The organism is Pseudoalteromonas sp. MMG006 (assembly GCF_018101025.1).
Lineage (GTDB): Bacteria > Pseudomonadota > Gammaproteobacteria > Enterobacterales > Alteromonadaceae > Pseudoalteromonas.
The window spans coordinates 58222-80509 of sequence record NZ_JAGJEJ010000017.1; the positions used below are offsets into that span (position 1 = coordinate 58222).

The 22288-nt window shown below is 38.6% G+C and carries 18 protein-coding genes; 5 read left to right on the plus strand and 13 right to left on the minus strand.

Annotation, left to right across the window (positions count from 1 at the left end; all coding sequences use genetic code 11):
• Positions 1-31: 31 nt before the first annotated feature.
• Together J8L73_RS15085 and J8L73_RS15090 are read right to left on the minus strand one after the other, a co-directional pair.
• On the minus strand, positions 32-661 hold the full coding sequence (locus tag J8L73_RS15085; RefSeq protein ID WP_211018298.1) for a sulfotransferase: 630 nt from the start codon (positions 659-661) through the stop codon (positions 32-34).
• Positions 662-1036 (minus strand): MAPEG family protein, encoded by a 375-nt coding sequence (locus J8L73_RS15090; protein ID WP_211018300.1) that lies wholly within the window; start codon positions 1034-1036, stop codon positions 662-664.
• Between the two features lie 160 nt (positions 1037-1196).
• Between J8L73_RS15090 and J8L73_RS15095 the strand changes: the two genes are divergently transcribed.
• Positions 1197-2549: a DUF2254 domain-containing protein gene (locus tag J8L73_RS15095; RefSeq protein WP_211018302.1), complete on the plus strand. Its 1353-nt coding sequence runs from the start codon at positions 1197-1199 to the stop codon at positions 2547-2549.
• A 27-nt stretch (positions 2550-2576) separates the two neighbouring features.
• On the opposite strand, the gene J8L73_RS15100 is transcribed toward J8L73_RS15095, so the two are convergent.
• From J8L73_RS15100 to ggt, 3 genes are all read right to left on the minus strand, one after another.
• Complete coding sequence (locus J8L73_RS15100) at positions 2577-3305, minus strand: SIMPL domain-containing protein (RefSeq protein ID WP_211018304.1); 729 nt, start codon at positions 3303-3305, stop codon at positions 2577-2579.
• Positions 3306-3415: 110 nt separating this feature from the next.
• Positions 3416-5110 carry an NAD-dependent malic enzyme gene (locus J8L73_RS15105; RefSeq protein ID WP_210999402.1) on the minus strand — a complete coding sequence of 565 codons (1695 nt, stop codon included), beginning with the start codon at positions 5108-5110 and terminating at the stop codon, positions 3416-3418.
• A gap of 141 nt (positions 5111-5251) precedes the next feature.
• On the minus strand, positions 5252-7027 hold the full coding sequence (gene ggt, locus J8L73_RS15110; RefSeq protein WP_211018306.1) for a gamma-glutamyltransferase: 1776 nt from the start codon (positions 7025-7027) through the stop codon (positions 5252-5254).
• A gap of 97 nt (positions 7028-7124) precedes the next feature.
• Between ggt and rrtA the strand changes: the two genes are divergently transcribed.
• Entirely contained in the window at positions 7125-7709 is a 585-nt protein-coding gene (gene rrtA, locus J8L73_RS15115) for a rhombosortase (RefSeq protein WP_211018307.1), read from the plus strand.
• Between the two features lie 73 nt (positions 7710-7782).
• Here the strand turns inward: rrtA and J8L73_RS15120 are convergent, their stop codons facing one another.
• From J8L73_RS15120 to J8L73_RS15140, 5 genes are all read right to left on the minus strand, one after another.
• Entirely contained in the window at positions 7783-10287 is a 2505-nt protein-coding gene (locus J8L73_RS15120; protein ID WP_211018309.1) for a prolyl oligopeptidase family serine peptidase, read from the minus strand.
• A 104-nt stretch (positions 10288-10391) separates the two neighbouring features.
• Complete coding sequence (locus tag J8L73_RS15125; protein ID WP_211018311.1) at positions 10392-11555, minus strand: endonuclease/exonuclease/phosphatase family protein; 1164 nt, start codon at positions 11553-11555, stop codon at positions 10392-10394.
• A 116-nt stretch (positions 11556-11671) separates the two neighbouring features.
• Positions 11672-12823, minus strand: coding sequence for a 5-(carboxyamino)imidazole ribonucleotide synthase (locus tag J8L73_RS15130; protein ID WP_211018313.1), 1152 nt, complete (start codon positions 12821-12823; stop codon positions 11672-11674).
• Between the two features lie 2 nt (positions 12824-12825).
• Complete coding sequence (gene purE / locus J8L73_RS15135; protein ID WP_058550060.1) at positions 12826-13308, minus strand: 5-(carboxyamino)imidazole ribonucleotide mutase; 483 nt, start codon at positions 13306-13308, stop codon at positions 12826-12828.
• A gap of 160 nt (positions 13309-13468) precedes the next feature.
• Positions 13469-15058 (minus strand): ABC-F family ATPase, encoded by a 1590-nt coding sequence (locus J8L73_RS15140; protein ID WP_104643645.1) that lies wholly within the window; start codon positions 15056-15058, stop codon positions 13469-13471.
• A 592-nt stretch (positions 15059-15650) separates the two neighbouring features.
• Between J8L73_RS15140 and J8L73_RS15145 the strand changes: the two genes are divergently transcribed.
• The gene (locus tag J8L73_RS15145; RefSeq protein WP_211018315.1) at positions 15651-16859 is read left to right on the plus strand and encodes a porin; all 1209 of its coding nucleotides are present in this window, start codon (positions 15651-15653) and stop codon (positions 16857-16859) included.
• A 62-nt stretch (positions 16860-16921) separates the two neighbouring features.
• On the opposite strand, the gene J8L73_RS15150 is transcribed toward J8L73_RS15145, so the two are convergent.
• Positions 16922-17830 (minus strand): LysR family transcriptional regulator, encoded by a 909-nt coding sequence (locus J8L73_RS15150; protein ID WP_211018317.1) that lies wholly within the window; start codon positions 17828-17830, stop codon positions 16922-16924.
• Positions 17831-17938: 108 nt separating this feature from the next.
• Between J8L73_RS15150 and J8L73_RS15155 the strand changes: the two genes are divergently transcribed.
• Entirely contained in the window at positions 17939-19114 is a 1176-nt protein-coding gene (locus tag J8L73_RS15155) for an MFS transporter (protein ID WP_348771988.1), read from the plus strand.
• Positions 19115-19137: 23 nt separating this feature from the next.
• Entirely contained in the window at positions 19138-20277 is a 1140-nt protein-coding gene (locus J8L73_RS15160; protein ID WP_211018318.1) for an MFS transporter, read from the plus strand.
• Positions 20278-20774: 497 nt separating this feature from the next.
• On the opposite strand, the gene J8L73_RS15165 is transcribed toward J8L73_RS15160, so the two are convergent.
• Complete coding sequence (locus tag J8L73_RS15165) at positions 20775-21656, minus strand: alpha/beta hydrolase-fold protein (RefSeq protein ID WP_211018319.1); 882 nt, start codon at positions 21654-21656, stop codon at positions 20775-20777.
• Position 21657: 1 nt separating this feature from the next.
• Positions 21658-22269: a MarC family protein gene (locus J8L73_RS15170; RefSeq protein ID WP_211018320.1), complete on the minus strand. Its 612-nt coding sequence runs from the start codon at positions 22267-22269 to the stop codon at positions 21658-21660.
• Positions 22270-22288 lie beyond the last annotated feature (19 nt).

Sequence of the window (22288 nt, forward strand, 5' to 3'; positions counted from 1 at the left end):
TGTATTAAAAATCTTGATACAGTTGGCAAAATTAAATCTGATATGGCAAATGTTTATCAATGCGGCCTTTCGCCGTCGACTCTACTTTTAAGGTGTGCTTTATATCATTCCAAGCTGTTACTTTTCCGCCCATATTCATTTTTTCAAAATCTGTCTTATCACTTGTTATACCTAAAAAATCACACAACAGTTTGTAACTTGCAGGTTTGGCTATATCAATGGATAAAAAATCTTGCGGGCGGTTTTCAAAGTAGCGCTTGGCTGATTCACAATGGCTGTTATAACAACTCTCTAAATAATCATCATCGTTAATATTTTCAAGCGAAAACTCACTAAAGGTATTTAAATAACAGCGCTTAATATGAATGTTAAAACCACCATCGCCGCGCGTTAAATTAGTATGCATACGCATTAAAAGCTGTTTAATAGAAGGCAACCAAGCACTTAGTTCGCGCTCTAGGTAAATAAATTTAGAACCCGGATAATGTTTATCGAGCGCTTGGTAGTCGTTGAAAATAGGCGTATCGGCAATTGCTATAGCATTTTTAAAACAAGCCTGCGTGTAAGCAGTATGCGCTGTTGCAATGCCAAGCTCTAAAATTGCATGGCACACACTTGTAGTGCCAGTACGCGGAAGGCCCATTATAAAAACTTTATTCATTTAACTATTACGAGTAACAAGTAATAAAAATGCGCTAATAACCATCACTAAAAATGTGGCTACAGCGCCTATTTGGCGATACTTTAAATTTGCTTCTACAATGCCTAAATTATGAAACACGCGCCCTATCAATAACGCAGCACCTAATATATTACAGTAGTGACTAGCTAGGCCTTGGTATTCTGCTAAAAAAAGCAAAATAATAGTAAAGGGTACGTATTCCATAAAGTTTGCATGGGCACGCACAGCACGTTGTAATTTAAGATTACCGTTATCACCAAGTGATATTTGCTCTTTTCTACGCACTTTAATGACATTAAAGCTTAAATAAATGTAGTAAAACGCAAGTAAAGCAGCATAAGTTGAAATGATCACAGTGTATTCCTGTTATTTATTATTTGAATTTTGTTCAAGCTGTTAGGCTCGCAATTTTAAGCGCTGATAATACCATATAATTTGATAAGCATTATCAGAAGTTTAGTTAGCAAATATGCTAATGTAGTGAAATAAATTTTTAAGCCCGCATAAGGATTATATGTTTGTACCACGCAAAGTAGCTGACCGTTATCGTGAAATGATAAACAGTATTGGCTTTTACCCTTCGTTTTTATCTGTTGGCTTTTTATTGTTTGCAGTTATAACTATGTCTCTTGAGTACGTAGCACCTGTTGAGCAATTAAAGTCATTTATATCGGTGGTTTTAGTTGATAGCGCTGAAAACGCACGTACTATTTTAAGCACACTCGCTGGCAGCATTATATCGCTTACCGTATTTAGTTTTTCAATGGTGATGGTGGTTTTAAACTCAGCTAGTGCGAGCCTATCACCGCGTGTTGTACCTGGGCTTATTACCCGTAAGTCTCACCAAATGGTGCTTGGTTTTTATTTAGGTAGCATAATTTACTCAATTATTATGCTTATCAATATTAATAAGCTTGAAGGAGGCGATACAGCCATACCCTCTTTAGGGGTTTTATTTGCGCTGGTTTTTGGTTTGATATCGCTGGGGTTGTTTGTATTTTTTATCCACTCTATTTCTAAAGCAATACAGGTTGATAACGTATTAAATGGCTTATTTAGACAAACCAAAACAGAGATAAAAAGCATACAAGCAAGACAAACAGAGTGCCCTTTTAACGATTTCCCAGACTTTACTCAATGGCATTCAATTAAAAGTACCACTGAGGGTTATTACAAAGGCGTTCATACAGACAAACTGTGTGCGCTTTTAGAGCAAGAGAACATACGTATCTATATTTCTGTTAATCAAGGTTACTTTACAGTTAAAGGGTATCCGTTTTTAAAATGCGATAAAGACATCTCAGCCGATGAAGAGCTAATTGCTAAAATTTTAGACTGCTTTATTTTTTATATAGAAGAGTATATTAGCGATCATTATCGATATGGTTTAACGCAAATTTCAGAAATAGCGGTTAAAGCAATGAGCCCTGGGATAAACGATCCGGGTACTGCGGTTAAATCTATTGATATGCTAAGTATTTTGCTTATTAAGCGCCTTGAAATAAGCGACACAAATTACTCGTTTAAGCACAGTGATAACGATCCGCTATTATTTATACACGAAACAAGTTTTGACGAGCTATTACACGATAATTTTACGCCACTGCGTAATTACGCTAAAAGCGATGCTTATGTAATGACCAACGTACTTGAAGCGTTTAAAAACATTTTATTTGTGGCTCATAACGATGAAGGTGCGCGCAATAGTTTGTTTAACTATTTAAACGCCATAGTAGATGACATTAATGAGCAAGTGACGAATGAGTACGACAGGCGTGAAATTAAAAATATGCTTAATTCAATTGCCCGAATAAGTGAGCAACAAGGTGAGGAATTAGTGGCGCGTTTTGAGCGCCACCAAAATTAATTAAAGTTGAGCTGACTGCTCGTACAGTTATTCTATAAAGTAAACAGCATAGCTTGAAGCCGTCACTTTTATTTCTCCAGCATGGTAGGCATCGGGTACAAAGTTATCTGGTGCGCTATCTGCTTTCATCATTGTTTGCTCGGCGCGCATATAAGGCTGAGATGGCACATTCATTGGGCTAAGCGAAGCTGTATAAAGCCCTTTAAGCTGCACGCCGTAGTCTTCACTAAATTCTTTTGCCGCATCGCGGGCATCTTTAATAGCAAGCTTTTGCGCTTTTTTACGAAGCTCATTGTAATTACTGGCTAAAAATTGTGTTTGGTTAATTTGGTTTATCCCGTTGTTTACTAAGCTTTGTAATAACTCTGGGTATTTATTTATATCGGTTAGTTTTAAAGTGAGTGTGCGCGACACTCTAAAGCCTTTAAAATCTTGTGACCCCGATGTGCGGTTATATTGGCTTTCACGATTTATTGAAATATGGCCTGCATTAATATCCCCTTCTTTTACCCCTACCTGTTTAACTAATTTAATTGCTTTAGCCATAGCGGTATCTGTTTTGTTTTTAGCTGCAATGAGGTCTTTATCAATTTCAGTAATGCCAACACTTAGCTGAACATAATCAGGCATTGTCGTTAAGGTTGCTTCACCTTTAACATAAATATGAGGGGCATCTGGTGTTGAGGCCGCAAGTGTATTAAAGCTAAACGCTGTTAGTGCTAATGCGCTGCCTAAAAAGAGTGTGAGTGTTTTCATAGCGTTATCCATTGTATTTTATTAACTCTATTAAAGAGCCTACGTGGTTAACAATAAATGAACAAGCACAAAAAAACAGGCAATAGCCTGTTTTTTGTTATCAGCTGTAATTAAACACTACAGCGTTTGTAGTTACGGTATTTAGGTAACCAGTAATTTCTATCAATAGCAGCCCATAGCGCATCATCAGATAACTCAAGTGCTACGCCCTCTTCTATCGCTTTTTTAGCAACAGCAAAAGCAATACGTTTGCTTAGCGTTTCAATTTCTGTAAGTGCGGGTAATAAACTACCTTTACCTGTATTTGCACGAGGTGATGACTCGGCTAGCATTTCACTAGACACACTTAGCATTGCATCTGTAATACGCGTCGCTTTAACCGCTATTACACCTAAACCAATGCCAGGGAAAATATAGCTGTTGTTACACTGTGGAATTGGGAATTTTTCGCCGTTGTATTCAACAGGATCAAACGGACTACCTGTTGCGACAAGTGCTTTACCGTCTGTCCACTCAATCACATCAGCTGGGTGCGCTTCTACCTGCTTAGATGGATTACTTAATGGGAAAATAATCGGCTGTTCGCAATTTGCGTGCATTGCACGAATAACTTGCTCAGTAAATAAACCAGGTTGGCCAGATACACCAATTAAAATATCAGGTGCTGCACAGTGCATAACATCTAATAGTGATGCGTATTCACCGCTGTAAGTCCATTCGCTCAAGCTTGCAGTAGGCTGAGCTAGGGCTTGTTGAAAATCACGTAAACCTTCCATACCTTCAGATACAAGACCAAATCGGTCAACCATAAATACTTGGCTACGTGCTTGTGCTTCGCTAATGCCTTCAAATACCATTTGGCTAATAATTTGCTCAGCAATACCACAACCTGCAGAACCTGCGCCAACAAAAACAACTTTTTGCTGGCTAAGCGTAGACCCTTTAACACGACATGCAGCAAGTAAAGACCCTACTGTAACAGCCGCAGTACCTTGAATGTCATCGTTAAAACTACATATTTCATTGCGGTAGCGCTTAAGTAACGGCATTGCATTTGGTTGTGCAAAATCTTCAAATTGAAGTAATACACTTGGCCAACGGCGTTTAACTGCTTTAATAAATAAATCTAAAAACTCATCGTACTCGTCTTGCGCAATACGCTTATGGCGTGCGCCCATGTACATTGGGTCGTTAAGTAGTTTTTCGTTATTGGTACCTACATCTAGCATTACCGGTAACGTATAAGCTGGGCTAATGCCGCCACACGCTGTGTAAAGCGATAATTTACCAATAGGAATACCCATGCCACCAATACCCTGATCGCCTAAGCCTAAAATACGCTCACCGTCAGTTACTACAATTACTTTTACTTTACCTTTAGTTGCATTACGCAAAATGTCGTCAATTTGAAAGCGGTCTTCATACGAAATAAACAAGCCTCGCGCACTACGATAAATATCTGAGAACTTTTCACATGCATCGCCAACGGTTGGCGTGTAAATAATAGGCATCATTTCTTCAAGATGATCGCGCACTAATCGATAGTACAGCGTTTCGTTATTATCTTGAATTGCACGCAGGTAAATATGCTTATTTAAGTTTTCGGTAAAGCTAGAATACTGCTGATAACAACGCTCTACTTGCTCTTCAATAGTTTCAAAGCGTGGAGGAAGTAAACCAGCAAGATTGAAATTTTCGCGTTCTTTTTTACTAAAGGCACTGCCTTTGTTTAATAGCGGCGTTTCAATTAGGCCAGGGCCAGAGTGATGAATGTATAAGTAATTAGGATCAGTATTAGTTGTCATATTTCCAGGCTTTAACGGAGTCTTAAGTTATGATCTGTCATTATCATTGTTAAAGGTTTAATTGCAATGACAATTGAGCTTGTCAGACCATTGAGAGAAACACATGCAGGCCTCACTGCCTGCATATGCATTATACATAAATTAAAATTTGATAGTGGCGTTTTTGTCTGTTAAATCAGATACCGCAACACCTTCACGGCGTGGGTCAGCACCGCCAAATAACGTATTATTTTTAACTTCAACCGCATGCAAACCAGAATTTAAATCAATTACACGTACATTATGACCGCGTTTTGTAAGCGCAGGTGCAATAGCTTCAAGGTCTGTACCTTTTTCAAGACTAGTATAATCGTTACGATTAGTCGTGCGCGGCAAGTTTATAGCCTCTTGCGCGGTTAAATCCCAATCAATAACGCCTACTACCACTTGGGCAACGTAATCAATAATACGGCTACCACCAGGTGAGCCTACTACCAAACGTAAGCTACCGTCTTTATTAAATACCATTACCGGCGACATAGAGCTGCGCGGGCGTTTACCTGCTTCTACACGGTTTGCTACTAACTTACCGTTTTTACGAGGAGAAAGTGAAAAGTCGGTAAGTTGGTTATTTAATATAAAACCATTGACCATAACTGTAGAGCCAAATGCCATTTCAATTGAACTGGTCATTGAAACAGCATTACCTTTTGAATCAACGATAGACACATGCGAAGTCGACGGCAGCTCATACGAATCATCCATTGCGTAACTTAAATAACTAACCGGATTACCTGCTACTGCTTTAGTATCTTTTTCGGTTATAAGTTTTGCACGAGATGCGATGTAATCTTTGTTTAAAAGCTCTTTTGTAGGCACTTGAGTAAAATCAGGATCGCCCATGTACATATTACGATCGGCAAAAGCAATACGTGATGCCTGGCTAAAGTAATGAATCGCTTTTTCGCCGTTTGGTTTAAGCGCGCTCATATCTTTGTGCTCTAATAGCCCAAGCATTTGTAGCACAGCTACACCACCGCTACTTGGCGGAGCCATTGAACATACGTTATATGCGCGGTATTCAATACACACGGCATCGCGTTCTTTACTTTCATACTCAGCTAGGTCTTGTACGCTAAGCTTACCAGGTGCAATTTTAGAGTGCTGAACTGCATTTACCATTTGCTTGGCGTTATCGCCTTTGTAAAATGCATCAATGCCTTGTTTAGCAATGTCTTTGTATAAATCAGCAAGTGGCTGATTTTTTTTAATCGTACCTGCTTCAATCAATTTACCATTTGGATAAAAATATTCGTTGATAACTGGCATGCTAAGTACACCCGGGTTTAACTGACGCGCTAATAGGCCATGTAAACGGGGTGATACTTCAAAGCCTTGCTCTGCAAGCTCTATAGCGGGTTTAAAAAGTGCTTGCCAAGGTAATGTGCCATATTGCTTATGCGCATTGGCAAATGCGTGCAAAATACCTGGTACACCAACAGAGCGACCACCAACAACGGCTTCAATCCATTTTACGGCTTTACCGTGCTTATCTAAAAACAGTGTTTCATCTGCATTGGCGGGTGCAGTTTCACGGCCATCAAAGCTGGTCAGTTTATTGTTTGCTTTGTTGTAGTACATCATAAATGTACCGCCACCAATCCCCGACGACTGTGGTTCAACAAGTGTAAGTACAAGTTGAGTAGCAATAGCAGCATCAACTGCGCTACCACCTTTAGCTAAAATTTGTTGACCCGCTTTAGACGCATATGGATTTGCTGCCGCAACCATATACTTTTCACCGGTAACCAATTGCTTTTGTGTAATGGCAGTAGTGGCTTCTGGTTCGCGTGTTTCGACTTGAGTTGGTTTGGCTATTGTTGGCAGTGTTACTGCACACAAGCCAATGGCAAATAATGAGTTAAGTTTAAAATGCATAAAAATACTAAAAACACTTAATTACGTAGTTGTATTTGGCATCTTAAAGTTAAACGGGCACAATATGCAAAAATTTTGACTAAAAAATTACAATAAAATGCTTAATTTACCTTTTCAACCTCGTTATTTATTACCGCCATTATTCTTGATGCTTTTTAGTACCATTTTTGCTGCATTTGATTTAAATAATTTACTTGAATTTAACCGAAGCCTTGTCGAACAAGGTGAGCTATGGCGAATTTTTACCAGTCAGTTTGTACATGCTAATTGGGCTCATTTAGGCTTAAATTGCAGTGGTATACTTCTTATTTGGCTACTGCACGGCGAATACTCCACACCATTACGGTATACCACTAATATCTGTTTACTGGCTCTTTGGTGTGGACTCGGTGTTTATTGGTTTTGTCCAAGCATTCATATTTATACTGGGCTCAGCGCCCTACTTCATGGTGTAATTATTTGGGGTGCAGTTAAAGATGTCACGTTAGGGCTTAAGTCGGGTTATTTGTTGTTTGTAGGTGTATGGATAAAAATAGCGTTTGAGCAATTTAGCGGCCCAAATGCCGACATAGGTAACTTAATAAATTCAACTGTTGCAATAGATGCGCATTTAATTGGTGCTGTAGGCGGCACCTTGCTTGGCATACCTTTAGCGATTAAATACTTAAAAAATAGCGATTAAGCTTTTAAATATTAATAAAAACGCCGCGTTAGTTAACGCGGCGTTTTTTATACTTCAATTTAAAAATTTAAGATTAAAGCGTTTCTTTAAATAGCTTATGAATGCGGCGGTATTCATCTAACCAGCTTGAAGGCTGCACAAAACCATGCGGTTCAACTGGGAAAATAGCTGTTTCAAAGTTTTGTTTTTTAAGCTCAATTAAACGTTGTACTAAACGCACTGAGTCTTGAAAAAATACGTTATCATCAACCATAGGGGCATTAATCAACAAGCGTTTATTTAATCCCTCAGCGTAGTAAATTGGTGAGCTTCGCTCGTAAGCGATAGGGTCTACATCCGGGTGATTCAAAATATTAGCGGTGTAACCTGTGTTGTAGTGCGCCCAATCGGTAACTGGACGAAGCGCCGCACCCGATTGAAACAACTCAGGTGCTGTAAACAATGCCATAAAGGTCATAAAGCCGCCGTATGAGCCACCATATGTACCTACCGCTTTAGTATCAACGTTCGCATTTTGTGCCATCCATTTTACACCATCAGCTAAATCTTGTGTTTCAGGCGTGCCCATTTGACGATAAATAGCTGTTCGCCAATCGCGTCCATATCCTTTTGAAGCACGGTAATCCATGTCCATTACTATATAGCCTTCATCAGCTAGTAGTGAATGAAACATAAATTCACGAAAGTACACCGAAAAACCCATATGAGAGTTTTGTAAGTAACCAGCACCGTGATTAAAGATGACTGCTTTACGTGTTTTACCTGTCTCCCCTTCTACGTAATCACTTGGGTAATACACTTTTGCATAAATAGGTTGATCCGTATGGCTCGATGGCACAGCAACAATTTTAGGTGCTGTGAGCTTTTTAGCTAAAAACTCATCAGAAACTGTATGTGTTAACTGCGTAGCAGTAGTATTTGCCTTAGCATCAGCAACGTAAACTTCTGCTGGCATCATTATAGTAGAGTGATTAAGAAGTAACTTGCTTTCATCTGGGCTTAGCGTGTAATCAGTCATACCGTTTAAATCGGTAACTTGCTCATTAGTACCCGTTTGCGGATCAACACGATAAATTTCATAAAGGCCTGGATGTTCAATATTTGCTTTATAGTAAATTGCGCTGTTGTCACTTGTTAGCGTTAAGTTTGATACTTCAAATTTACCTTGTGTTAGCGCGGTTGCTTTACCATTTATTGGCTTTTTATAAAGCTGGCTGTAGCCAGATTCTTCTGAAAGGTAATAAAGCGTATTTGAATCATGTAGCCAACCAAAATTGTTAAACGCATACGCAATCCACGCGTCATCATGCAAGCGGTGTTGCGATACAAGTTTATTACTTTCAAAGTCTACCGTTGCTATCCAGCGGTCTTTGTTATCCCACGCTTCAAGCATAATGGCGACTTGTGAGCCATCATCGTTCCACACTATTGGGCTTTGCTCAAAACCCCAGTCCATAATTAAATTAATACCACGTGGTGTTTTTTCAGATTTATATGTTTTGCCATCACGTGCATAGTTTTCTTTTTTAACTTTTGCTAAAACGTCTTCATCAAAACCCGGTAACGTGTCAAAGCTAAGTGTTTTTTGCGTTTTATCAGCTAAGTTAATGTAAACAAGCTCTGAGGTTTGCTCTTTTGCATCAGCCACACGGCGGCGTGCTTTTTTAGGCTCTATTGTCGCGTCATTGGTAATGTAGTTAGGCATAATATCGCCTTCACCACGCCATGATTGCTGCTTTTGAACAACCACTATTAACGCATCACCACTTGGCGAAAGCTGAACTTCTTTAACGGTATTGCCATCGCCAAGGTAGTAACTTGTATTTGCAATAGAGCTATTTTGATCGTTAATTTGCTCGTTGCGAGTTTGCTTATCTTGCTTATTTTTTTGTTGTAGTGCTACAAACTCAATAAGCTTGTGCTGTTCTTTAGCTATGTAACTACTTGGTTCTTGTAGCCCTTTTGGTTCATCGGCTAATTTTAAATTAGCAATCTCTGTTGTTAGACCTGTTTTTAAATCAACCTTAAAAAACACATTACCTTGGCGGTAAACTAAATCACCATTATTTAAAAACTGTGGTTTAGATTCGCTAGCTGACGTGGCGGTAATTTGTTTAAGTTCACCCGTTTTTAGATTTTTTACAAATACATTGCCTTTAAAAGTGTAAGCAGCGAGAGTTTTATTTTTTGAATAAACAGCTTTTGATGACCCAATCGTATGCAATTTATCAAGCGCAATTTGCTGCGCTGTTTGACTTGTAATTGATTGGCTATATAGATCGCGAAGCGTGCTACCTTGCTGTTTTTGAGCATAAATAATAGTTGAAGAATCTAAACCCCAATAGGCATTTTCAGGCTTGTTACCCATCCAATCAGGATCGGCCATTGCTTGTTCAAGCGTGATATTTTGCGAGCCTACATCGGCTGGTGTATTTACAACCGCAGCAACTTTAGTTGCTGGTAAAGCGCCTTGCTGTGAAGAGGAAGTATTAGCGGTAGCACTACAACCTGCAAGCATAACACTTGAGGCGACGGCCAATGCCACTAACGTTTTTGATGAAGAAAAATTAAAAATCATAGTGCTTCTATACGGTTATTATAATTAATCCATATTTAAGCAGAAGCACATAAGTTATTGCAATTTTTTAAGATAAACAGCTATTTAATAGGGTAAAGCTCCGTTTACTTTACAATTAAGTCTAGCCAAACCAAACGATGATCGCTTGATGCGTTTCTATCTTTAATTAAACGGTACTCATTACTTGATTTAGTGGGCCAAAAAACACCGCCACTTTTTACTTTAAACCCATAATGCGAAGGCAATACGTAATCAACACGTGCTTGCCAGTTAGCCGTGTAATTTTGCGCTTCTTTTGCATTATATTGCTCTTTTGCCCCTGCACTTTGAGGTACAAACCGAGCGTTAATGAGTGGGTTTTTTAGTATTTGATCCGTTGTATTTGTACGCGCTTTATCACCCTCGGGCGCTGCGTTTAAATCACCTAAAATTACAAAGCGAGAATTTGCTTTTAATCCGCCTTTTTGACCTTTATCGTCGTAAATATATGCTTTGTTGCTAACGTAATCGGCAATTAGCCTTACTTCATCGTGATTACGCTTACCATTTCGGTCCTCGTCACCATCAAATACAGGTGGTGTTGGATGTGAAGCTAATACGTGCACCGTTTTATTATTTACTTTAACGGGTAAATCCCAAAACGACTTTGAACTTAACCTAAGTGCTTGCCACTCGTTTTTGTTATACCAGTTCTCACCTGTTTTAGGATCTGTTGGCATTTGAGCGTGTGGCATATCTTTGTATTTAAATTTTTGAAGCGTTCTTACTTTTTCAAAGTCGATTGGGTATTTAGATAAAATAGCCATACCATAGTGACCTTCAAAAAAGCCAAAGCCTTGCGCATCACCCATTATGCCAGTACTTTTACCGTCGTTATCTAAGTCAAAATTAGTGGCTAAACCTGTATTTACGGGGGCTATGAAACTGTATGGGAAATCAATAGCTTGTTGATTATTTTGACTAACGTTTAAGTAATGTTTTTTAAAATACTCAATGCCCTGCTCTTTAGGTATGTAATCAAATTCGTTTAGTAAGATAATGTCTGGGCGTACACGCTGAATAATTTCAGCAATGTTTTTAATCTGCTGGTGGTTGGCATTAAGCGCGTTAACTAATGCATCACTTTTAATTTGCTCACCTTTTGGCGTGTGATTAGTTGCATCCATACTTACATTAAAGGTAGCAACGCGTAAGCTCTCACTTGCTAATGCGTTTAAGCTAAATGAAGCGGCGATAACAAGCGCGCCATAAATTGTTTTTAGTTTCATTATTTTACTTCACAAATTTGAAAAATAGACTTTAACAGTATTACATATTTAAAGCCTTTTTTTATGACAAAAAAATACCGGCTAAAGCCGGTATTTATATAATAAATTTAAGCAAGTTATGAGCTAAGCACTAAATTTGCAGCTGCTTTTAAAATACCTGGATAGTCTTGCTCAGGTAGGCACTCTGTCAGTTCGCCAAGTTTGTCTGCAAGCTCACTTATATTAACCGCCGATACATTAATATGACCCATTTTGCGACCCGGTTTTGCTGTTTTACCATACCAGTGGCTCGTTACATCAACCGTTTTAAGTACATCACTTGGAATACTTGGTTGACCTAACACATTGATCATCGCGGTAATGTGTTTAAGCTCAGTATTACCAAGCGGCAGGCCTGCAACAGCACGCATATGGTTTTCAAACTGCGAACAGTGACAACCTTGTTGCGTCCAATGCCCTGAGTTATGTACTCGCGGCGCAATTTCATTAACTAATAAAGTGCCTTGCACATCAAAAAACTCAATGGCCAACACGCCTACATAATTTAGCTCATTCGCTATTTTAGTAAACGCGTCTTCGGCTTGTTGCTCAACCTGATGATTATTTTTACCCGCAATAGAAAGCGTTAACACACCATTAGTGTGCTCGTTTTCAGTTAGCGGATAAATAGCAACATTACCGTGCTTATCTCGCGCACCAATAATAGAAACTTCACGGTCAAAAGGGATCATTTTTTCAGCAATAATAGTATGCGGCGCATCGTCTGTACCTGACGCTATAAAATCAGCCATTTGTGACCAAATTTCATCTATTTGATCATCTGATTTTAATCGCCATTGCCCTTTACCGTCATAGCCTGCTTGGCATGTTTTAATAACCAGTGGCTTACCTAAGGTTTTAACGGCAAGTTCTAAATGCGCTTTTTCGGTAATTAGCTGATATGGCGCGCAAGTGACATTAGTTTTATCTAGTAATGCTTTTTCTAAAGCACGATCACCACCGGTTTTAATAGCGGCTTTTCCTGGGTAAAACTTATTACTGTTACAGCAAAGCGTTAATACATCATCAGGAATGTGCTCAAATTCAGCGGTTATTGCATCAGCTGATTCAATAGCTTGCTCAAGCGTAGTTGAATACACTTCGCCTGTTAACGGGTGAACAATTTTTTGGCTACCAACATCGTAAGCAACCACATTTAAATTAAGTGGTGCACCCGCTAAACTCATCATACGTGCAAGCTGGCCTGCACCTAAAATTAAAATAGTCATTGTTACTCTGCAGGGTTTGGGTTAGCTAAAATTGTATCGGTTTGTTCTTTACGAAACGCTTCAATTTTTGCAAAAATTTCTGGGTTTTGGCACCCTAAAATTTGTGCCGCTAATAAACCAGCATTTGCAGCGCCCGGCTCACCAATAGCTAATGTGCCTACTGCTACACCTTTTGGCATTTGGCAAATAGATAAAAGTGAATCAACACCATTTAACGCTTTTGATTTTACTGGCACGCCTAATACTGGTAATGAGGTAAATGCTGCTGCCATACCCGGTAAATGTGCTGCACCGCCAGCGCCTGCAATAATTACTTTAATGCCTCTGTCGGCTGCTGAGCTTGCATAATCTGCAAGTAATTGAGGAGTTCTGTGGGCTGATACCACTTTGGTTTCGTACTCAATGCCAAATTTTTCTAGCATAAGTGCTGCGTGTTCCATGGTTGGCCAATCTGATTTAGAACCCATAATAATGCCAACAGTCATAAATACTCCTCAGTAATGTATTTTCAAAATAGCGGACTTATGTCCGGTTTTAGGCGGGTATTATACCCAAAGCCATATTAATTGCGACTAATACAAACTGCCAAAAACAAAAAAAGCCATGTTTTAAACATGGCTTTTAAAGTTTAGGAGTTAAAAGAGCTTACGCTTCTTTACTCGCTAGGTATTCTGCGTAATTGCCTCTAAAGTCAATAATTTTACCATCTTTAACTTCCCATATACGGGTCGCTACCGATGATACAAATTGACGATCGTGAGATACAAACAACAAAGTACCTTCGTAAGCTTCAAGGGCTAAGTTAAGCGCCTCGATAGATTCCATATCCATGTGGTTAGTTGGCTCATCCATTAATAATATGTTTGGTTTATGCATCATAATTTTACCAAACAACATACGGCCTTGTTCACCACCTGATATTACTTTAACTGACTTTTTAATATCATTTTGTGAAAACAGCATACGTCCTAAGAAACTACGAACTACTTGCTCGTCGTCGCCTTCTTGCTGCCATTGCTCCATCCACTCAAACAAGTTCATGTCGGTTGCAAATTCGTCGGCATGATCTTGTGCGTAGTAGCCAATGTTCGCGTTTTCAGACCACTTATACTCACCACCTTTAGGTGCTAAGCGCCCTGAAAGTGTATTAAGTAAGGTTGTTTTACCCACGCCGTTTTCACCAATGATGGCAATGCGCTCACCTACTTCAACTAAACCTTCAAGACCAGAGAATAACGTGTTGTCTTCAAAACCTTGGCTAAGGCTTGTCATTTCTAGCGCGTTACGGAATAACTGCTTTTCTTGTTCAAAACGAATAAACGGTGTTTGACGCGAAGAAGCTTTTACTTCGTCTAACTGAATTTTGTCGATACGCTTAGCACGCGAAGTTGCTTGCTTAGCTTTAGACGCGTTAGCCGAGAAACGCGATACAAACTGCTGAAGCTCAGCAATTTGGCTTTTCTTTTTGGCATTTTCGCTTAATAGGCGCTCACGTGCTTGCGTTGCTGCAAACATGTATTCGTCGTAGTTACCTGGGTAAATACGCAGCTCACCGTAATCTATATCGGCCATGTGCGTACACACAGAGTTTAAGAAATGACGGTCATGCGAGATGATGATCATAGTACAGTCGCGCTGATTAAGAACATCTTCTAACCACTTGATAGTATAAATATCCAAGTTATTGGTCGGCTCATCAAGTAGCATGATATCTGGATCAGAAAACAGCACCTGTGCCAGTAACACACGTAGTTTAAAGCCCGGTGCAATTTCAGACATAGGACCATAATGCTGTTCAGTAGCAATACCAACACCTAATAAAAGCTCACCCGCTTTAGACTCAGCAGAGTAACCGTCCATTTCAGCAAATTCAGTTTCAAGGTCGGCAACCTTCATACCATCTTCTTCACTCATTTCTGGTAAAGAATAAATACGGTCGCGCTCTTGTTTAATATCCCATAACTCTTTGTGACCCATGATCACAGTGTCGATTACAGAGTATTCTTCGTAAGCAAACTGGTCTTGGTTTAGTTTAGCAACACGCTCATTTGGATCAGTGCTTACGTTACCCGAAGATGGCTCAAGCTCACCACTTAGGATTTTCATAAATGTTGATTTACCACAACCATTTGCACCGATTAAACCATAACGGTTACCTTCGCCAAATTTTGCAGAAATATTTTCAAATAACGGTTTAGCACCAAATTGCATGGTGATGTTAGCTGTACTAATAATAGCGCTACCCTCCAAGGGAGACAGGATGTATTTAAATTGCGCGCAGTTTAAACCAAAATGGCCTTTTTTTCTATGAAAGTTTAAAGCCTATGGCACTTGCGAGGCTAAGAACTTTAGCCCTTATTTTCTACTAATTATTATTCAATTTGTTTAAATTTAAATTCAACTTTAAGTGTCGTGAATTTAATACCAAAATTTATAATAATTAGAGTAATTGCACTTTTAACGTGTTTACGCGTGTGTTTAACTCATTTATGTGTAAACCATTTAGCTAAAAAGCTATATTGATGAAAATAAAGCAGTTTAGAGCTTTTGCACTAACCATTATTTTTTAAACAACATGAAATTAATTCAAATAAATATTTTTTAACACGTGAATTTTCCAATCCTTTTTCCCTACTAATTAGCTTCAAAAACAAACTTCATCAACACATAGAAAACAACGTTAACGTTACGTGAACATCTTGCGGATTTATAACTTAAATTTATTGAGTATTTTTCACTTTAGAGCCGTTTGCCGCTTTGCTAGTCTTCAAAACTGAATTTTTACCTACGTAAAAACACTGTTCAATTTACACAAGGCACGCACAAAATGAGCAAAAAATTAGCGACACTGTTCAGCGCAAGTATTGTATTAGCACCAGCAGTTTCAGCGGTTGAATTATACAAAGATGATAAAAACAGCGTAAAAGTAGGCGGATATCTTGATGTGCGTGTAATTAACACACAAAACGAAACCGAAGTAGTTAATGGTACTTCGCGCATCAACTTTGGGTTTACTCGCAAACTTAAAAATGACTTCTCTGCCCTAGCACTTGTGGAATGGGGTGTAAACCCAGTGGGTAGCAGCGACATTATTTATAATAATCGCTTTGAATCAATTCAAGATGAGTTTTTGTACAACCGTTTAGGTTATGCCGGCCTTTCACATGAAAAATACGGCCAGCTTACGATTGGTAAGCAATGGGGCGCATGGTACGACGTGGTATACGGCACGAATAACAGCTTTGTATGGGATGGTAATGCCGCTGGTGTTTACACGTACAACAAAGATGACGGCGCAGTAAACGGTACAGGCCGAGGCGATAAATTAGTGCAATACCGTAATAGTTTTAACGACTTTAGCTTTGCAGTACAAGCGCAACTTAAAAACAGTGAATTTTATACCTGTGACGTGAGTGACATTACAGAAGAAGAATGCGAAACGCTTTGGAATGCAGGCGATACAGCTGCCCAAGAAGTAGAATTTAATTACACATTTGGTGCATCTGTTACCTACACGCCTACCGATATGCTAACACTTACAGCAGGCGTTAACCGTGGCGAGTTTGATTTAACCTTTGGTGATGGCTCTACTCGTAACGTTGAAGACTTAATTTATGGCGCTGGTATTATGTGGGGCAGCATTGATAAGCAAGGCCTTTATGTTGCAGCAAATGTTAATAAGAACAAAAACCACGATACAGACAATATTGGTCGTTTAATAAAAGACGCCATTGGTATAGAAACGTTTGCATCGTATCGCTTTGATAATGATTTTCGCCCTTTCATTGCCTACAACGTATTTGATGCAGGCGATGATTATGTGATTCAACCAAACTTTAACGCTGATCCGAACGATGTATTTAAACGACAGTTTGCCGTTATTGGGCTTCATTACTTAATTGATGAAGACACCATTGCTTACGTTGAAGCACGTAAAGATTTTAGTGACTTTGAAAGCGATGATAAAGATCAGCAAGCACAAATGGAGCAGTCAGAAGATGACGGCATCGCATTTGGATTTAGATATAAGTTTTAAAAAGAGTACTACTCCCTAAGTACAACCCTTTTAGCCCTTTTAACTTTTTAACTGGGCTTTTTTTACGCCATGCTTTTTTGAATTTGATCTCTTGCGTTAAGTGATATATCAACAAATGCGTTTACAGCCGCGTTGGTGACTGTTTTTTTAAATTGAATTTCAACCGGTATTTGCGTAGTTACATTATTAAGCTTAATAAAGTGGCACCCATCACTGTATAACTTACGCACGCAATAAGGCGCAATAGCCACTCCAAGCCCAGCGGCCACCTCGGTCACTAACGTTTGCATATGCCTAGGTTGGCTAATAATATTTGGTGAAAACTGCGCTTTTTTACACAGCAAAATGGTTTCATCAAAAAGCCCTAACGCTTCTTCGCGATTAAAAATAATAAACTGTTCGTTTTTTAAAATCGACAAGTCAATATTTTTACGAGTAGCCAAATGATGATTTTGATTAACAATAGCCACTAACGAATCAACATAAATACAGTGACTTAAAAACTCATCTGCAATGGAGCTTGGCAGCGCTCGTGAAAACGCAATATCAATACGCTCATTTTTAAGCGCCTCTATTTGCTCTGTAGCGGTCATTTCGATAAGAGTTACATGTACATGTGGATACTTTTCTTTATAACGCCTCACAAGCGTCGCCATAAACGATAAACACGCAGAGCTTAAGTGAGCAACAGTGAGCGACCCAATTTGACCATTTTGAGCGCGCTTAACTTTTGTTTTAGCCTGATGAGTTAGCTCAATAATTGCCTTTGCATCTTTTAATAACTGCTCACCTGCTTCGGTAATAGTTACATCGCGTGAATTGCGTAAAAACAAATTAACGCCAAGCTCGGCCTCAAGCCCCGATACATGCCTACTTATTGCAGGTTGTACTGTGTGTAATTCACGCGCAGCACCTGAAAAGCTTTTATGTTTTGCCACACTAATAAAACTGTTCAATGTTTTAATATCCAAAATGCCACCAATAACAAAAATGTATAGATTCTATAAAATAATATCATTTTTGTTATGCAAAAAAAGCGTTTATTGTTCTCCTATTAAATTACAGCATGAGTACCGATTGTGTCAGATATAAAAAATAGCAAACAAATAAGCACTTTTTTGTTGCTGCTAATGACTAGCGCCATAGCAGCAACAGCTGCAAACTTATATTACAACCAACCCATACTACCTTTAATAAAAGATGCATTTAATTTAACCGATACGCAATTAGGGAGTATTCCTGCACTTACACAATTTGGTTACGCCTTTGCGCTTTTATTTATATCGCCACTTGGTGATTCACTGCCAAGGCGCAAACTAATCACTATTTTGTCTGGGTTGTTAATTACAGCTTCACTCATTGCTGCAGTGGCGCCCAATTTAACCGTATTACTTATAAGCGTATTTTTAATAGGCGTAGGCGCCAATATTACACAGCAACTTATTCCGTTTGCAGCATCAATGGTCAGTACTCAAAACAAAGGTGCCACGCTTGGCACGTTAATGATGGGGTTAACACTTGGAATATTACTTTCACGTACGCTTAGTGGTTTTGTTGGCGAGCACTTTGGCTGGCAAAGTGTTTTTTACATGTCGGCTTTATTAGCCACATTGTTTGGCATTTTACTGTATGTATTTTTACCCGTTAATAAACCGCATGCTAATTTGAGTTATTTACCGCTTATTAAGAGCAGCTTGAGTTTATTTAAACAATACAAACAACTGCGTATGTTTACGTTTTCGGGCGCTTTTTGGTTTGCATCATTCAATGTGCTTTGGGCAACGCTTGCAATTTATGTAAGCGATGAGCCATTTAACTACAGTGCTCAACAAGCAGGATTATTTGGTGTAATAGCTCTTGCTGGTGTAATTGGCGCAAAATTAGCGGGGAAATTTGTAAACAAGCTAGGTTCTAAAACCGTTATTGCACTCTCACTTAGCTTAATCGCAGCAGGCTTTTTAATAACAGGGTTATTTGGTAGCAGTTTAGTAGCCTTAATAGTTGGAATAATACTTATCGACTTTGGTGTATTTAGCGCTCAGGTATCTAACCAAGTACGCGTATTTAGTATAGATCCAAGCGCTCAAAGCAGAATTAACGGCATTTATATGCTCGGTTACTACATTGGTGGTGCAGTTGGCTCAGCCGCTGGCGTAAAAGCATTTGATTTATACAAATGGGATGGCGTAATTGTCATAAGTATTATTTTTATAGTTATTAGCGGGATTTTTAATACCCTTTCTAAAAAAGTGTAACTTGTACATTAATTGGAGAAACGATGAATTCACTCAAAGCGGCCGGTAGCTTTACGTTATTATGTATTGCCAGCTTAACCATCATGGTAGGTACACTTTTAGCGCCCGGTTTAGTTAGCATTTCAAACGGGTTAGGTATTACTAATAACGCTGTACTTTTAATTACACTGCCTTCTTTAGGCGCCGTGGTATTTGCGCCAATCGCCGGTCGATTAATTGATAAATATGGCGCGTATAAACTTTTAATAATCGGGTTATTTTTATATGGCCTTGTAGGTGCAAGCGGCTATTTTTTATATGGCCCAACGCTTGTATTTATTAACCGATTTATTCTTGGTGGGATAACGGCCATAGTTATGGCTGGTTGTACTGTATTAATTTCTACTTGGTACAAAGGAGAAGCCCGTTTAGGAATGATAGCCAAACAAGGGATGGCGATAGAACTTGGCGGCGTGATATTTTTATTTTTAGGGGGGTATTTAGCTTCAAAGTTTTGGGGATTACCGCTCACACTTTATTTAATTGCCTGGGTATTTTTAGCCATGCTTTTGTTTTTTGTTCCAAGTAAACATAAAGCAAGTAACCAAGTTGAGAAACACAGCACTGATAGTACAAAAACCATTATTGGCATTTTTACTTTAAAAGGGGTTTATATAGTTTCTACTCTAGCGATGACTATATTTTTTACCTCCACCGTTTTATTACCTATTACTATGAGCGCACTTGACTATAACGAGTCTCAAATTGGACAATTGCTTGCGTTTATTTCGTTAGTAGCAGTAATTACAGCCGGCGGAATGCCTAAAGCAACCAAGTTAATAGGCGAAACAAACGTAGTGGCACTGGCATTTTTAGGTTTTGGATTATCGTATTTATGTTTTACTCAGCCAAGTACCCTACTTTTAATTTTAGGCGCAATATTAATTGGTACAGGCTTTGGCTTAAGCATTCCGCTTTTGAACCATATGACAGTAGAACTCAGTGCAGAAAACGTACGTGGTCGTAACTTATCGTACTTTACTATGGCAGTATTCTCTGGTCAGTTTTTTACCTCCTTTATGGAATATATACCTGGTGGTATTCATAACGTATTTATTATTTGTAGCGTTTTAGCATTTGTAATAGCTCTGGTATTATTTTTTAAACCGACAAAAGCAAGATAGTAAAATCCTAAAAAAGAGCATTTTTATAAATGCTCTTTTCACCACCCCCTCACTTTATTATTAGCACTGGCCCCCTTGATTACTTTATTTAAAACTACGCTTTTGACAAGATTAGCATTGCAAGAACACTCAGTATGATGTGTTCTTTTGCATAAACCACCAGCTAATTTTAATTAATCAAACTCAAATGTTAAAAATGGTGTAGATTATATTGAAATCGCGAAATTGCAAATCACCTAGTGAAGCGCTAATTAAAAAATAATAAATAGGTGTAGCATACACTCATAAATACAAACGGCATTTTAACTCAAAAGCTTTACCACTGTATATAAATACAGTGTGCGTATTTATTGCCTAGAATAAATTAAAGAGACTCAATTTTGTAAGTCATTAATAATATTAACTAAATAAAATGCTATAAAATTGATTAGTTGTCATAAGTTGATAAAACAACGGCTACTGTATGTATATACAGCAACTCTTTAACTCTTACTAACCTACCTTTCAATAAACGCACTATAACCGGCTAACGCCTTAGCTACACTAAGTGGTGGATTATCTGAGTGATCAGCACCTTTATTTATAGTGCTTTGCCAAACAAGATTATTGTTTGGGTTTGCTGTTAAAACAGACTCTAAATTACTAAACGCTTTTAACATTAACGGATGCTCTGCCCCGCCCACCGAAATATATAAATAAGTTGGCGACTTAACTTTGTTAGCTTGAGTTGTTAAAAACGCTTCTAAATTATCAACTACGGTCATGTCGTCATACCAAGCTGCAGGGCTAAATGCAAAATACCCATTAAATAGCTCAGGTTTAGTATGCAGTGTATAAAGTACAAAGCTTCCCCCTGCCGAAAACCCACTTAAAACACGGTTATTACTAAGCTTATATGTTGTCGATAAATACGGGAGTAATTCAGTTTCAATAAACGCTAAAAACTTGTCGGCTTCACCATTAGGCTCTATAGGTGTTTCATGTTCTGGGCGCGCTAGTGTATTTACATCTTGGCGGGCATAAGGAGGCACTAAATCCCGATTACGTGTATCTGTAAAAAACAAATTAGGGATAGACACCAATATAGCGCCTCCTCCCTCGCCAGCTTCTTTTCGAGCAGTTAAAATACGATCCCATTCGTTTAAATTAAAATTACCATCTGTTTTAATAATAAGTGGGTAGGCTATATTTTTGTTGTAATTAGTCGGTAACCTTATAAACACCTTACGCGATTCGTTAAGCGCTTTAGAATCAATTGTTACATCAGTAAATGACGAAACGTACTGGTTATAATACTTAATAGCCGCCACTACCAAAGCCATCATCACAACAGTCAAACATGCATTAACTACTTGATACTTTGTTATTTTAGTTATCATCTTAGTCTAGTTTTACCCACTGTTTGATTTCAAGCGCAGTCATAATTAATTCAACCGAAAACGCCGCTAAAATCATCCCCATCACTCGCGTTAAAATAGACGCGCCACCTATCCCTATTAGCTTAATAATTTTACCTGAGAGTAATAGCAGTATTAAGGTTATTCCTAACACGGCAATAGTCACAAGCGCTGTGCCTATTTGTGTAGTTATTGGATGTATATGGTTATCGGTAAGCAGTATTACCGCCAAAATAGCGCCTGGCGTGGCCGTAGCTGGTATAGCCAACGGGAAAACAGCTATATCGTGGTCGGGATCTTGTTTTGCTTTATTAGAGTCACTCCCAAATATCATTTGCAGGCCAAACAAAAATAAAATGATACCGCCCCCTAATTGAAACGATACTAGCCTAATGCCCATCGCATTAAGTATTAATTGACCTATTAAAATGGAGCCTAATAAAACGGCGCCTGCATAAACAACCGTTTTAATAGCTGTTTTACGGCGTTGCTGATCTGTTAAATGAGAAGTAAGTGCGGCAAAAAGTGCCATTGTTCCTATTGGGTCTATAGTCGCCCATATTACAAGGGCATCCTGAGGTAGTTTTTCTAGCATCTAAAATCCTTGTTAAGCG